Raw genomic sequence first — 15,033 nt, 5'->3', positions numbered from 1 at the left:
ATGTTCATTGAATAATATATTAAGTATTCCTTAACAACATTAGGCAAAACCCTAATTAGCAACCACTTAATAAATTAAGAATTTTTAACACTATTTTCAACTTCCGCTTATTTGTGTATCTTTATTGTCTTGCTCTGAGATAATATAAGATCAAACAATTGAATACATTGATTTTATGATCCTTACAAATAGGAACTTTTATACAACAAAAGCCTGCCCTTGAAAGGACAGACTTTAGAAAATTATGGGTTGTTATTTTGCTTACTGTTATTTATTTTTCAGCTGCTCAGGAATGTTTGTTGTTACAAAACCGATTCCCTGCTTTTTCAATTCATCATATACAGCAATATCGTTTACTGTCCATGAATTGGTAATCAATCCTAACGTTTTTGCTTCAGCAATCCATGTTGGATTTTTCTGGAAAACACTGTAGTGATAATCCATCCCGTCAAGACCTTCTTTTTTGATCTGCTCCGGTGACAATTCTCCATTCAGATACTGAACTTTAAATGATGGTGCCAGTTTTTTGATCTCTTTACAGATATTCAGGCTGAAAGAAATAAATTCACTTTGAGATTCCAGCTTCATATCCCTAATCATCTTGATTGTCTTTTGTGTGATCTCATTTTCAATCTCAGGCGTTTTAGCCGGTTTGATCTCTACAATCAGTTTTACGGAAGTATCTTTTTTCCCTTGCTTTAAATAATCCTTTAAAGTTGGAAACTTCTCCCCGTTTGATAATTTTAAAGCTTCTAATTCTTTGAATGATGTTTCAGAGATTTCCATTTTACCGTGATGCTCATCATGATTGATGACCAATACTCCGTCTTTTGTCATTCTCACGTCAAATTCGGAACCGTAAACTTTTAATTTCTGAGCATTCTCTAAGGATTGAATAGAATTTTCCGTTGTAGGAGGCTGAGCCTGGAAATATCCTCTATGGGCAATGATCTGGGTTTGTGCTTTCATTAAAACTGTACTTAAAACTGCTAACCCTAAGATAAAATTTTTCATAATATAATTTAGATAATTAAAACAAAGTCCTGAAACTTTTGATAAAGGTAATTATTATAGGACTTATTAAGAAATATAAAACCACAAAAGAAAGGTCTTAATCTTGTATTTTTAGAATACCTTTCTTAAAAATCCTGTCTTTTGTGGCAACCAACTATTATTTTATAATTTCTTAAAAACTATACTTCGCTCCAATCTGAATCTGATATGGATTTCCTGACAAAGGTGCTAATCCGTTACCACTCACATTTTTTGTATATTCAAATCTTTTGGTAACCGGATCAAAGCTTTTAATTTTGTACATAGAGGTATTTCCATAGGATTCATTGACACCCCATTCTTTATTAAGCAGGTTGGCAACATTGAAAATGTCTACAGAAAGTTCAAATGCACCAATTTTATCAAATTTTATTTTCTTGGCTATACGCAGATCCCAAACTCCATAGAATCCGTTCTTACCGCCGTTACGTTCTGCAATTTTACCATTGTATTCACTCACATAATCTTTCAATGCTTTTCCTACATTAGGATCATCAATAATAGATTGGGCAATATTGGGGAAGATATAAGCAAGATCATTGCTATCTACAAAATCTCCATTAATATTTCCTCCTGCTGTCATGGAGAAACGTGTTCCTCCAATTCCTGAATACCTGATTCCTAGTGTAAATCCTGCAACAGTAGGTGAGTTACCATAAATAACCACTTTATTACGGAACTGGTTATCTGAATATGTCATTCTCAAATCTCTAGGATCTCCCTGAACCATTGTAGATAGTGTTGCAGAATTCGCTACGTTTCCGTTGTATGATGTATTGTCTTTAATATCAGACCAGGTATAACTTGCTGTAATTTCCCCATCTTTCCAATAACGGTAACTGGTATCTACTACAAATGAAAACTGATTGACTTTACCATCACTCACCAGCTCCAATACTCTACCGAAATTATTGTTGATTCTTCCTTTTTTCCAGTCAATTTTTGCGCCGTCTATTGCAGAGGTAGGAACATACACTCCTCTTCCTCCTTCATTATCCAATGTAAAGAATGGATTAGCTACCATGTTTCTGTCGTAGTAATAGTAGTTATTTCTACCCAAAGCCATATAGGCTGCCAATCCTGCTCTGAATCTATCATTAAAGAAGTGGGTATAAGAGATGTTCGCTTTGTAAACAATTGGGATTTTAGCATCTTTCCCGGTATAGTTGATGGTTGGAACCTGATCCTTAGCAAGCGTAGGAACAGAGGCGTAATTATTTCTATAACTGTTAAAATCCGGTGTCAGTCCAGCCGTTGCAGGATCTATATCTACTGTAGCCAGATGTTTTCCGTCAAATACCAGATTATTGATAATCATATAATTGTTGATATCTGAAGAGAATACCCCTGCTCCGAATTTTAAGAAGTCTTTATTCTGCTCGTTGATATTCCATTCAAACTGAAATCTTGGCTGAATGACGAAAGATTTGATCTTATTATCCGTTCTGATTCCCATTTCATCAAGCAATTTTTGATTGAGTTCTGCTTTTGGATACCCTCCATAATCCAATCTCAAACCAGCCATCAAATCTAAACCTTTTGCAATTTTAGTCTGGAATTGTCCGTAAACACCGATATTCCAGATATTAGACCTTACTGACGGATCATCCATTAAAGGGACTTCCCTATAAAATCTGTAAGGTTTAAGATTATCAAAATTATCAAGACTGCTTATTTTTTTATCCGGATCATCCTTAAAATGGAATCTTCCGTTGACCTCACTTCCGTAAACAGATTTTGAAGTGGTATACATTAAATCAGCACCGAAAGTATATTTTACTTTATCTGTATTGTAGTATAAGTTATCTACAATCTGAAACACATTATTTCTGAAGCTTTCCTGGGCAAAACGATGTCCACCGATCTGGATATTCGTAGATCCTGCACTTGATGCTACTCCTTCAACAATCGCTCTTGGTACAGGTCTTCCTAATTCATCATTCTGATAACTATCCTGGAAAGTATATAAATACTGAGCCTTTAATTCATTAGTTAAATTAGGCTTTAAATTTGATCTTAAAGTCAATAATAAACTGTTGTCAAGGTTTTTATCATTCCCATAAGATTCAAAGAAGTTGATACTGGTATTATCACCAAGTCCATTTTTATTCAGATCGTAAGTAAAATTGTTTCTTAAAGTCAACAAATGCTTCTCATTAATCTGCCAGTCTAAACGTAGAAACGCAGCATCAGAGTTTCTTACTTTGTCAAAGCTTCCGAACTGTGGAGTATTTCCCACTCCATATTTAGCCCTTGCAATGTCTAAAAATTTATTAAGCGTTTCTGTTGTGGTATTGAATCTCTTTTCATCATCTTTAGACCTGATATCTGCAATAATCAAAGGTCTTGAATCCAGCTGGTGATCCCATGCTGCAAAGAAGTGAAGTTTATTTTTGATAATCGGTCCCCCTAAAGAGAATCCGAACTGAGAAGTAGAAAAATCATTCTGTCTTTTATTTCCTCTGATGTCATAGGGACTAGAAAGCCAGTTAGTTCTTAGGTATTCCCAGGCACTTCCGGAAAATTTATTCGTACCGGATTTGGTAACGGCACTTACCGTTCCACCACCACTTCTCCCCAAGGTCACATCATATTGGTTGGTGGTAATTTTAAATTCACGTACAGCTTCAATGGAGATAGAGAAAGGGGCACCACTTCGGCTGGTAGTAGATCCTGCAGAAGTTGGGTTTTTAGCCGTCATTCCATCAATGGTAAAGTTGGTAGAAGATCCCAACTGGCCGGAAAGGTTCCCTCCTTTTCCACTTAAAGGAGATAACTCTGTAAGATTGGTAAAGTTTCGTCCGTTTACTGGCAAGATACCGATGTTCTTCGCAGAAATAGCTGTAGCAGCTCCCAGGTTTCCGATTTTGTTTTTCAGGTTTCCGGTAATCTTTACTTCTTCAATATGTTTTTCATTACCCAAATCCATGTTCACCGTTACCTGATCTCCGAAGTTGACATTGTAACCTTCTCTTTTATCATCATTTACGATCACCGTATAAGGCCCTCCCAAAGGAATTTCTTTAAAGATATACTCTCCTTTTGAGTTCGTTTCCGTTTCCGTCCTGAACCCTGTGGATTCATTAACGATGGTTACTTTCACTTTTTCCTGAGCCGCACTTCCCGGCCCGGTCACTTTTCCTACGATGGATGCCTGCGTAGTCTGTGCATACGCTATAGTTCCAAGTCCTAAAAACAATAACCCCAGTACAATCTTTACTTTTCTCATGTCTTCAAATTAGATGTGCAAAGGTATTTTTACTTTGAGAGGCATCTGTTTAAGGGAGTTTTAACATTTTTTTAATTAAATTAAAACGATATGTTAAATTACTTTAAACATCTGTTTTATTTTCTACAGAGCCAGTTGGTTAAAGCATGTTACAGATTATTAATTTTCCTGTAATATTTAATTCTCTTATTTTTTAAATGAGATTACTTTAGTTATTTTTGCTCAAAAGATATAAACCCGATGTCTGAAAACATTCAACAAAAAATAGAACAGCTCCGCAAAGAGCTGCACCAGCATAACGAAAGCTACTACCTTCTGGATACTCCTACCGTTACAGATTACGAATTTGATATGTTATTGGAGGAACTTCAGGATCTGGAAGCCAAGCACCCTGAGTTTTATGATGAAAACTCTCCTACCATGCGTGTAGGTGGTGGTATTACAAAGGTATTCCCAACGATTCAGCATAAATTCAGAATGTATTCTTTGGATAATTCTTATGACTTTGATGATCTTGAAGACTGGGAGAAAAGAATTATCAAAACTATAGATGGACCTGTAGAATTTGTGGCTGAATTGAAGTATGACGGAGCCTCGATCTCTATTCTTTATGAAAACGGAAAACTTACTCAGGCGGTAACCCGTGGTGATGGTTTTCAGGGAGACGAAATTACGCCGAATGTCCGTACCATTTCTGATATTCCCTTAACGTTAAAAGGTGATTTCCCTTCGCAATTCTTTATGCGTGGTGAAATTTATTTAACGAGAAAGAACTTTGACAAACTTAATAAACTTCGCGAAGAAGAGGGACTGGATCCATTCATGAACCCTAGAAATACGGCAAGTGGAAGTTTGAAAATGCAAGACAGTGCAGAGGTAAGAAAACGTTCACTTTCTTCCGTATTATACCAATTCATTTCTGAAGATATTCCTGCTGAAACACACTGGGAATTGCTACAAAAGGCACAAGGCTGGGGATTCAAGACCTCTCAACAGGCAAAGCTTTGTAAAACATTGGATGAGGTAAAAGAGTTTATCACATTCTGGGATACGGAACGTCACAACCTGCCATTCGAAATTGATGGAATTGTACTAAAAGTAAATTCTTTACAGCAGCAAAGACAGCTTGGATACACGGCTAAATCTCCACGTTGGGCTATGGCTTATAAGTTTAAAGCCGAAAAGGTAGAAACTGAGCTTCAAAGTGTTTCTTACCAGGTAGGAAGAACCGGAGCGATTACTCCTGTTGCCAACTTAAAGCCTGTTTTGTTGGCTGGAACGATTGTAAAAAGAGCATCTCTGCATAATGAAGACATCATCAAAAAGCTTGATCTTCATGAGAATGATTTTGTCTATGTAGAAAAAGGAGGTGAAATTATTCCAAAGATTGTTGGAGTAAATACAGACAAAAGAACTGAAGAGAGCAGAGAAATAGAATATATCAAACATTGTCCGGAATGTGGAACTGAGCTGGTAAAAATTGAAGACCAGGCGATCCATTTCTGTCCGAATGAACTTCACTGCCCACCACAGGTAGTAGGAAGAATGATTCATTATGTTTCAAGAAAAGCTTTGAACATTGATAATCTTGGAAGTGAAACGATCGAACAGCTTTACAGGGAAAAATTGATTGAAAATCCTGCTGATTTTTATGTGTTAACCAAAGAACAGCTTCTTCCACTGGAAAGAATGGCGGAGAAATCTGCTCAGAATATCATCTCAGGGATTGAAAAATCAAAAGAGATTTCATTTGAAAAAGTATTGTATGGAATCGGGATCAAGCATGTAGGTGAAACGGTTGCTAAAAAACTGGTTAAAAACTTCCCTACTATAGAAGAATTAAAAGCTGCTACTGTCGAAGAGCTTTGTCAGGTAGAAGATATTGGTGCTAAGATCGCGGTAAGTATTGTAGATTTCTTCCAGAATTCTGAAAACATACTGATGATTGAGCGTTTAAAATCTTACGGGGTACAGCTTGAAAAAGGAGAAAGTACGAATGAAGTTTTATCCAACGTTCTGGAAGGAAAAGCATTTCTTTTCACTGGGAAATTATCTCTATTCACCAGAGAAGCTGCTGAGGAAATGGTAGAAAAACATGGAGGAAAGAATATTTCTGCAGTTTCAAAAAACCTCAACTATCTTGTTGTTGGGGAAAAAGCTGGAAGTAAACTGAAAAAAGCTCAGGATATCGGAACGATTGAAATTCTGGATGAGCAACAGTTTTTGGATTTAATTGATAAACAATAAGCAATCTATATTTTGATTGAAAATAAGCCACGAAAGATTTCGTGGCTTATTTATTTTCACAAAAAACACAATCGATTAGCAATCAATCCATAATAAAATTTAAAAAAAATTAAATCAATTCATTAAAAGTTTACTTTTGTTAAAAATTAAACTAAACCATGAAAAAAATTTACTTAGTCCTTCTGATGACTATGTTCTCTGCCCTACAGGCACAAATCGTTACGATTCCTGATGTTAAATTAAAAAACAAACTTTTATCTTCAACGGCTACAAATAATATTGCAATGAATTCCACAGGAAGCAGTATTAAGATAGATGCCAATAATGATGGTGAAATTCAGCTGTCTGAAGCTCTCGCCGTTGAGAAACTTAACGTTGAGAGTTCTGCAATCGTTAATATAAGTGGTCTTGAAGCATTTTCAAATGTGAAAGAATTAAATTTAATGAGTAATAATCTAATCTCAGCATCTCTCAGTTTTCCTGAACTTAAATCTCTGAATATCTCTTCTAACTATCTGACTTCTATAAATATTACTAATTGCCCGCTTCTCCAATCAATTGACATCACAAGCAACAATCTTTCAACGCAGGCCCTTACCAATAACTCTTTAGTCAATTTATATACCGGAGGTCATCAACTGCAACATTTAAATCTACAAGGAATTCCAGCAGTAAAAAAAGTATTGATAAGCTATTCTAATCTTGAAACAATTAATGCAGCAAATATGCCTTTTTTGGAGGAATTGGAAATAAGTAATGCATCTAAGCTATCACAACTCAATTTGAGCGGTTCCTTACAACTTAAGAGTTTAGCAATGCAATACACGGGTTTAATTAATCTTGACCTGACCAATCTTACAGGCCTTAAAACACTAGAAGGTAACAATAATAAATTTCAGACGGCAATTCTTGACGGCTGCACTGCTCTTTCTTTGGTAAGATTGGAAAACTGCTTTCTTACAAGCATGAGTATTAATAATCTTCCTTTGCTCAGCATGATGTATCTTTCGAATAATAAACTTACTTCTGTAGTTTTAAACAACCTTTATGGTCTGCAGCATTTTGAATGTTATAGTAACCAACTGACCAATCTTACCATCAATAACGCACCTAATCTTATAACTCTGTATGCCAGCAACAATAAGCTTACTGCTCTTAATTTGTCTACAGCTACCAATATCGAAACTTTATGGTGCAGTTCTAATAATCTGCTAAGTCTGGATGTCAGCATGCTGACCAATCTTACTTCCCTACAATGTACTGAGAATCTATTTACAGAACTTGATTTTTCCAAAAATAAAGCAATGCAATATGTAGCTTGTAGTTATAATCATAATTTACAAAAAATTTTTTTAAAGAACGGAACCTCTCAGGCTTTTATTCTTACTCATTTATTTCCTAATCCAAGCCTTGCTTATATTTGTTGTGATGAAAACGAAATTAATTATTTTAATGCTAATAATGTTTCTGTCAATAATGGTAAGACAGAAATCAATTCATACTGTTCATTTAACCCTGGAGGTACATTTTATACCATTCAGGGAAATGTAAAAGTAGATGGCAATAACAATGGCTGTGATACCAATGATGCCAACAAGGCTTTGCAAAAGTTCATCATAACAGGAGGCAGCAATACAGGAACTGCAATTGCAAATACTACCGGAAATTTTTCTATTCCGGTACAGGCAGGCACCCATACAGTGACTCCGGTTCTTGAAAACCCAACATATTTCAATATTTCACCTACAAACTTTACAGTTAGTTTCCCTCAACAAGCAAGTCCATTTACTCAAAATTTCTGCATCACTCCTAATGGTGTTCATAATGACTTGGAAACAGTAATTATACCGGTAACAGACGCTTCTCCGGGCTTCGAATCAACCTATAAAATCATTTATAAAAACAAAGGGACTACCACACAATCAGGCAATCTGATATTTACTTACAATGATAATTTAATGGATTATATGAGTGCGACATTGTCTCCTTCTTCTCAATCTTCCGGAACATTGAACTGGAATTTCACAAATCTTCAACCCTTTGAAACCAAGGAAATTATCTTTACAGTTAAGCTAAATACTCCCACACAAACTCCAGCTTTAAATGGGGGTGATATTCTACATTACACTGCACAGATTAACGGAGCTACTGATGACACTCCTGCAGATAATAATTTTGTACTGAACCAAACAGTTGTGAACTCTTTTGATCCTAATGATAAAACCTGTCTTGAAGGAGCTGCTATCTCAAAAACCCAGGTTGGAGACTACGTCCATTACTTAATCCGATTTGAAAATACAGGAACAGCCAATGCCAGAAACATTGTGGTAAAAGATGAGATTGATATCTCAAAATTTGATATTTCTTCTTTAGTTCCTTTGAATGGAAGCCACAGCTACGTAACAAGAATAACTGATCCTAATGTGATAGAATTTATTTTCGAAAATATTCAGCTGCCTTTTGATGATGCTAACAATGACGGATATATATCATTTAAGATTAAAACAAAATCTACTTTAGCGGTAGGTAATAGTTTCAGCAATACGGCCAAGATCTACTTTGATTACAATTTTCCTATTGTTACCAATACTTATACAACATCGGTGATGGGTACATTGACTACTTCAGAGATCAAAAACGATAAGAATACAATAAGCATTTATCCTAATCCTGTAAAAGACATCCTGTATATTCAATCTGCAAATGAAGTAAGTAAGGCTGTAATTTATGATGCAACCGGAAGAGTCATTACTTCTATGGGTACAAAAGGAAATTCTGTTCCAGTTTCAGATCTTCCGAAAGGAAATTATCTGATTAAACTATTCTTACAAGATAAAGTTTCTGCAGAGAAATTCATTAAAGAATAAACTTATAAAACAACTCTATAATAAAGGCTGCGAAAAACTATTCGCAGCCTTTTGTATTTTAAAACAAATTATTATAAAGTATTCACTTACCAGAGAAATAGCTGAAAAAATGCCAGATTATATTTTTATTTAAATTTGTGGTCTTCCAAAAATTCTTCATACTCTTTTGCCTCTTTACCTAAAAAATCAATTTTTCTTTGGGAAATTATAGTTATACAGTTATTATAAAGATCATTATCATTAAGTGTTTCAATCCCTTTTATCATAAAGCGTAAATCATTTATTTTTTTATTGACTTTCACACTTTCAATCAAAATATCCTTATTATTGAGTATAACTGAATTATCTTTTAATTCCGAAATAAAAGAATCCAGATACAGACCATCAATATTCTCAAGTGAATTTCTAACGGCTTTATCATATAGAGTATCCGAAATTTTTTTTGTTTTCTCAAGGAGTTTAATTAATCTCAAAGTGGGATCAAACGTAAGTTCACCGGTTAGATTATCCAGATTATCATCCAGGTTATATTCATTAAAAGCCATAATTTCTGCTTCACCAGGTTTTAGAAATCCTTCTGACAGAAATTTTTCAACTTCCTTTTTTGTATGCGTCATTTCATAATATTCAAGGATATCAAAAGAGATTATCTTGTCTGTAAGCCATAGGTTTGCCAGCAATGGATAATACAATGTACATTTCTCCTTATATACCTGTTGATATATAGTAGAAAGGCATGCATTTCCACAATCGTTTTTCAAATTCTCTTTTTTATTATGTTCAATAGCTTTTATAACAATTTCCTTTGCCTCCTCACTACAGAAGTTAGATAAAGCAAACATAAAAGGAAAATCCTTAGAGTCTTTTACATTTTCTTTCATAAATGGCAGAAATTGTGGATCTGGAAAAGCTTCTATAGCGAAATAAGCATCTTTTCCAAAGCTTTTTATAAGTTCAATATCCTGTGGTTTTTTATATTCTGCAATAATAGCCAGCAGTACATCTGATCTCATCTCAACAACAAGTTTTCTAAGCCTAGAATACATTTCTTCGCTTTTTGGAGCTTCTAAACTTATAACTTCCAGTAATTCTCTATTTACAGGCTTATGATCCAGAACCTCAAAAAGCATTCTTTGCTTAAGGGTTTCTTTGTCATCTTCGGAAAGCTTACTTCTGTTTAATATAGCTTCAAAAATATGAGTACTTAAAAGATAATCGCTGGAAAGACAAGATGTCGTTCGAACAATCTTTTCTTTCGAAAATATATGTTTATTAAAAATATCTAAAAGCTTACTGTTATCTTTTTCAGAAAGAACATTGATTGCTGTAGCTTTTATATAGACATTAGATCCCTTTTCAGCTAAAAAACAAAGTTCCTTGGTATCAGCTTCTTTATAGAGTTGTTTTTCAATATCTCTTATCTTTTCTTCATCAAGTATGGAAAAAGATTTTAATTTTTTAAGGGGATTAATAAGAGAAGCAGTTTGATCTGAAACCTGTGCACAGACCAAAAAAACGATTAGCAATGCTATAAGACTGAAAGTCCTTTTCATGATAGTTTTTAGATGTGTAAATGTAAAGAAATTTCATTATTTAATTTTGATAAATCATAATGCCAATCACGTTATTTAAAAACAAGAATCGCATATCGATTATTCTTCACATCTTTAGGAGTAACCAATCTGATGTGTTCTTTATTTTTAAAATAATCTACATAAGAATCTTTGGTGATTGTCTTCCCTTTCTCAGTCTCTTTATATCCGGATTTGAGAATGACCTTAACGTATTGGTCGTACTCTTTTTTACTTTGGAATTCATATTCAATTCGGTCATCTGATTGATCTTTGTATTCAAACTTACCGATTTTAGATTGGTAATCAGCTGATTCATATTCATTCAAGACAAAGCCTAAACCTTCTGTTTTATCATAAAACCTGTAATTAAGACTTTTCATTTCATTTTTAAAATCAGCCATTCCCAATTTGTTGAGCGTGGTAAATTGTTCTAAGGTAAAAGTTTGAGCAGAAAAACTCACACTCAGAATCATACAGAATGATATGGCTAATAAGTTTATATCTTTCTTCATTTCGTTAATTGTGGCAAATATAGAATAATAATAATTTTTGCCTACCATTTGTCTTCTTTACCCAGCAAGCTATAAGGTCTGATCCTGCTATTCAAAAGCTCCAGCAAAACCTTTGCCTTTACATTTAATATATCGGTCTGAATACTGTAACGGATTCCTTTTAAATGAGGTAATATTGTTGTAGATACCTTGTCTATGACATTAGGATTCTCTTTTGGCTTCTTCGTGATAACACAGATATAGGATGAAGTCTTAATCCCATAATGCCGCATATCTACTATAAAAAATAAAGTGACTTCGTCAAACTTGATGAATGTGGGCTTTCTCAATACATTATAAACAATAATCTGCTGATTTGTTACAGTCAGTAAAGGCTCTGTTCGTACTAACAGCAGTATTGAGTATAGTATTCCAAATGAAAAAAGCGTAATTCCAAGAGAAAGAATTCCTATTATAAAAATATTCTCATCCTTGAAATCCGTGTAGGAAAGACCAAAAGTAAAAACACATGAAATGATAAGCAGTACCAGGCTTTTAATTTTACTGGAATAAAAGTGATGCTCTTTCATAGTCTCTATTTGATAGGATTCAAATATATAAAACTTTAAGCAATGGGAAGTCTGAAATAAAAAGTACTTCCATTATTCAAAGCACTACTGACTCCAATTTCCCCATTCTGTTTTTCAATGAAATTTTTGGAGATCGCCAGCCCAAGACCTGTTCCGTTCTGATGTTCTCCCGGAACCTGGAAATAGCGGTCAAAGATCTGTCTGTGATACTTTTCATCAATACCACTTCCTGTATCTATGATATTAAACTGGATAAAAGCATCTATTTTTTCCACTACAATCCGGATTTCTTCATCCTGAAAAGAATGTTTGACTGCATTGGTAAGAAAATTATTCATTACCCAAACCGTTTTGTCAAAATCAGCAGTTACAAAATCAGTATCTTCCAGCTGATATGCTGTATGTATTGAGATATTTTTTTGCTCTGCCAGTTTTTCAACATTTTTCACAGCTGCCAGTACAATCTCTTTAGGGGAACATTTTTCAACCGTTAACCTGATGTTTCCGGATTCCACCTGCGAAAGATTAAGGAGTTCACCTGTAATATCCAACAACCGCTGCCCATCTTCATTAATGCTTTTCAATAATTCCTGTTGCTGCTCATTCAACTCTCCGAATTTCTGATTTCCCAACAGCTGTACTCCCATTTTAATAGCAGAAATCGGAGTTTTTAACTCATGAGAAATGGTTGCAATAAAATTAGTCTTAGCAAAATCCAGTTCTTTGAAAGGTGTAATATTTCGCAGCAAAATCACTTTTCCAATATATTTCTTCTCCTTCTCTCCTGTTTTTACAATATTGATGGGAACAATATCCTGTTCAAAGTAGTTTTCTTTGTTTTCCCGGACAATTTTGATAGGTTCTTTCACCGGATGATCGATATTCTTCAATAATTCACGCATCAAATCATTATTAACGGCAACTTCATGGGCTGTTTTTCCAATGATATCTTCTTTGTGGAGATTGGTAATCTTTAAAGCTTCATCATTAATCATATAGATAAAATGATTTTCATCCAGCCCAATCACGGCATCATGCATATTATTGACCAAAGTTTCGATCCTTTTTTTCTCCATCAGTTGTTTAGAAAGACTGCTGCTTTCATATTCCTGAAGTTTTTCTGCCATCACATTAAAAGAATCTGCAAGACTGCTGAATTCTTCACTCCCTTTAAAATGTACCCTTTCATTATAATTTTTATCTGCAATCTGTCTGATACTGAAGGTTAACTGGTTGATAGGTTCAGCAATGGTCTGAGGCAGATTGAAAAGTAAAATAAAAGCAATCAGGAAGCAGACTGTTCCGAGGCTGACAATCCAAAAAGTGGCATTTCCGGCTGTGATAATCGCAATATCACTTTTACGCTCAATCCCTTTCATATTCAAAGACATGATCTTTGCGAGATCTTCCCGGATCAGCTTTTCTTTATTGAAAGTCGGTTCTTTTAGATAGCTGCTGAAGTGCAGATTCAAATTCTGGGTAGCCTCTTTTTCTCCAAATTCGGTAAGGTTTTTTTCCTGGAGCCTGTTATTTTTCTGAAAATCAGCCACTGCAACAGCACTGTCTGTATCAATATGATCCAGGGCAAGAAGCATATTTTTAGAGAACTCGAGACTGTTGTAATTGGCTGTAAGAATTTTTTCAGTATCCGATTTCAGCTTATTAATATATACAGAACCTATCACTGAAAGCAGGACGATCAGTAAAAATAAAAGGCCAACGCCTAAGGTGAGTTTTGTTTTAAGTTTCATATGAGAATACTTATTGTTTTTTAAAAGACATATGCAATCGCGTCATCTTTTCGGTGTTTGTGTTTCCAAATCATTGCGATTTCATTACTTTTAAGATAAAATAATAATGTCTACCTGTCTTTCATTCAGCCTGTTCATCAAAGTATAGATCCAGCTGTAACCGAACAAACGCTGCCAGAGTTTTGCATGAGGTTTTCCAATACAAACTGTGGTAATGTTATGGGCAATTACATATTCCAGAATTCCGTTATGAACGCTGCTTTCCTTAATTCGGACAACCTTGGCTCCTAATTCCTGTGCTAAATTAAAATTATTAATCAAATACCGTTGCTTGTCCAGAGCTATTTTTTCAGGATTCTCAGAGGGTTTCTGGATATAGAGAACCGTCCATGGACTGTTATAATAACTCGCCAATCTGGCTGTTTTCCTAATGATCGTTTTGGCAATTTTCTCATTGCTGCTAATACAAGCAAGGAATTTTATAGGTTTAAAATTCTCTGTCTTAATTTCAGCTTCCACCTTTCTTTCTACATGCGTTGCCACTTCTTTTAACGAAAGCTCACGAAGCTGGAGAATGTGTCCGCTTTGAAAGAAATTACTTAGAGCGGTCTGAATTTTCTCTTTCTTATAGATTTTTCCTTCCTTCAATCGCGTGAGCAGCTCATCGGCAGTAAGATCGATATTGACCACTTCATCGGCCAGCGCTAAAATTTTATCCGGAACTCTTTCAGCAACTTCAACCCCTGTAATTTTTTTAACTTCTTCATTAAGACTTTCAATATGCTGGATATTCATGGCACTGATGACATTGATTCCGTTATCCAGAATTTCCAGTACATCCTGCCATCTCTTTTTATTTTTAGAGCCTTCCACATTGGTATGGGCCAGCTCATCTACAAGAACTACCTCCGGATGTTCATTAATAATAGCCTGGAGGTCCATTTCCTCCAGGTTTTTACCTTTATAAAAGACTGATTTTCTTTCAATTTCCGGAATTCCTTCCACCAAAGCTACCGTTTCTTCCCGGTCATGGGTTTCTATATAACCAATCTTTACATCAATGCCATTCCGTAAAAGAGCATGAGCCTCCTGCAGCATCCGGAAAGTTTTCCCAACACCTGCGCTCATCCCAATATAGATCTTGAATTTTCCTTTCCGGGATTTCTGGATCAGTTCTAAAAAATGTTTTGCTGATGACATTGATTTGATTCTTTTTAGTTTTATTTTAAAC

Annotated in this window: 9 protein-coding genes; 2 read left to right on the top strand and 7 right to left on the bottom strand. The window is 34.8% G+C overall.

Translation table 11 applies throughout. The features are described from left to right. Positions 1-267: 267 nt before the first annotated feature. Positions 268-1,014 carry a glycerophosphodiester phosphodiesterase family protein gene (locus tag EL260_RS06320; protein ID WP_123859358.1) on the bottom strand — a complete coding sequence of 249 codons (747 nt, stop codon included), beginning with the start codon at positions 1,012-1,014 and terminating at the stop codon, positions 268-270. Between the two features lie 172 nt (positions 1,015-1,186). Then, positions 1,187-4,282 (bottom strand): TonB-dependent receptor, encoded by a 3,096-nt coding sequence (locus EL260_RS06315; protein WP_123859356.1) that lies wholly within the window; start codon positions 4,280-4,282, stop codon positions 1,187-1,189. Between the two features lie 240 nt (positions 4,283-4,522). On the opposite strand from EL260_RS06315, the gene ligA reads away from it, so the two are divergent. Continuing rightward, positions 4,523-6,529, top strand: coding sequence for an NAD-dependent DNA ligase LigA (gene ligA / locus EL260_RS06310; protein WP_123859354.1), 2,007 nt, complete (start codon positions 4,523-4,525; stop codon positions 6,527-6,529). Between the two features lie 158 nt (positions 6,530-6,687). Then, complete coding sequence (locus tag EL260_RS06305) at positions 6,688-9,396, top strand: DUF7619 domain-containing protein (RefSeq protein WP_123859352.1); 2,709 nt, start codon at positions 6,688-6,690, stop codon at positions 9,394-9,396. Positions 9,397-9,521: 125 nt separating this feature from the next. On the opposite strand, the gene EL260_RS06300 is transcribed toward EL260_RS06305, so the two are convergent. From EL260_RS06300 to EL260_RS06280, 5 genes are all read right to left on the bottom strand, one after another. Continuing rightward, positions 9,522-10,949: a hypothetical protein gene (locus tag EL260_RS06300; RefSeq protein ID WP_123859350.1), complete on the bottom strand. Its 1,428-nt coding sequence runs from the start codon at positions 10,947-10,949 to the stop codon at positions 9,522-9,524. Positions 10,950-11,020: 71 nt separating this feature from the next. Then, positions 11,021-11,482 (bottom strand): hypothetical protein, encoded by a 462-nt coding sequence (locus EL260_RS06295; protein ID WP_123859348.1) that lies wholly within the window; start codon positions 11,480-11,482, stop codon positions 11,021-11,023. Between the two features lie 41 nt (positions 11,483-11,523). Beyond that, on the bottom strand, positions 11,524-12,051 hold the full coding sequence (locus EL260_RS06290) for an STM3941 family protein (RefSeq protein WP_123859347.1): 528 nt from the start codon (positions 12,049-12,051) through the stop codon (positions 11,524-11,526). 35 nt (positions 12,052-12,086) lie between these two features. After that, a complete protein-coding gene (locus EL260_RS06285; protein ID WP_123859345.1) occupies positions 12,087-13,802 on the bottom strand; it encodes an ATP-binding protein in 1,716 nt (571 codons plus the stop codon). 90 nt (positions 13,803-13,892) lie between these two features. Continuing rightward, a complete protein-coding gene (locus EL260_RS06280) occupies positions 13,893-15,002 on the bottom strand; it encodes a sensor protein KdpD (protein ID WP_123859343.1) in 1,110 nt (369 codons plus the stop codon). Positions 15,003-15,033 lie beyond the last annotated feature (31 nt).

It is taken from the genome of Chryseobacterium nakagawai, from assembly GCF_900637665.1.
GTDB classification, from domain to species: Bacteria; Bacteroidota; Bacteroidia; order Flavobacteriales; family Weeksellaceae; genus Chryseobacterium; species Chryseobacterium nakagawai.
This window is presented reverse-complemented; position numbering and strand designations above follow the sequence as displayed.

What these genes read in the sequence shown, in the direction of transcription:
- EL260_RS06295 (WP_123859348.1), bottom strand. Translation starts at nt 11,482, where the DNA reads ATGAAGAAAGATATAAACTTATTAGCCATATCATTCTGTATGATTCTG.
- EL260_RS06320 (WP_123859358.1), bottom strand. Translation starts at nt 1,014, where the DNA reads ATGAAAAATTTTATCTTAGGGTTAGCAGTTTTAAGTACAGTTTTAATG.
- EL260_RS06290 (WP_123859347.1), bottom strand. Translation starts at nt 12,051, where the DNA reads ATGAAAGAGCATCACTTTTATTCCAGTAAAATTAAAAGCCTGGTACTG.
- EL260_RS06285 (WP_123859345.1), bottom strand. Translation starts at nt 13,802, where the DNA reads ATGAAACTTAAAACAAAACTCACCTTAGGCGTTGGCCTTTTATTTTTA.
- ligA (WP_123859354.1), top strand. Translation starts at nt 4,523, where the DNA reads ATGTCTGAAAACATTCAACAAAAAATAGAACAGCTCCGCAAAGAGCTG.
- EL260_RS06300 (WP_123859350.1), bottom strand. Translation starts at nt 10,949, where the DNA reads ATGAAAAGGACTTTCAGTCTTATAGCATTGCTAATCGTTTTTTTGGTC.
- EL260_RS06280 (WP_123859343.1), bottom strand. Translation starts at nt 15,002, where the DNA reads ATGTCATCAGCAAAACATTTTTTAGAACTGATCCAGAAATCCCGGAAA.
- EL260_RS06315 (WP_123859356.1), bottom strand. Translation starts at nt 4,282, where the DNA reads ATGAGAAAAGTAAAGATTGTACTGGGGTTATTGTTTTTAGGACTTGGA.
- EL260_RS06305 (WP_123859352.1), top strand. Translation starts at nt 6,688, where the DNA reads ATGAAAAAAATTTACTTAGTCCTTCTGATGACTATGTTCTCTGCCCTA.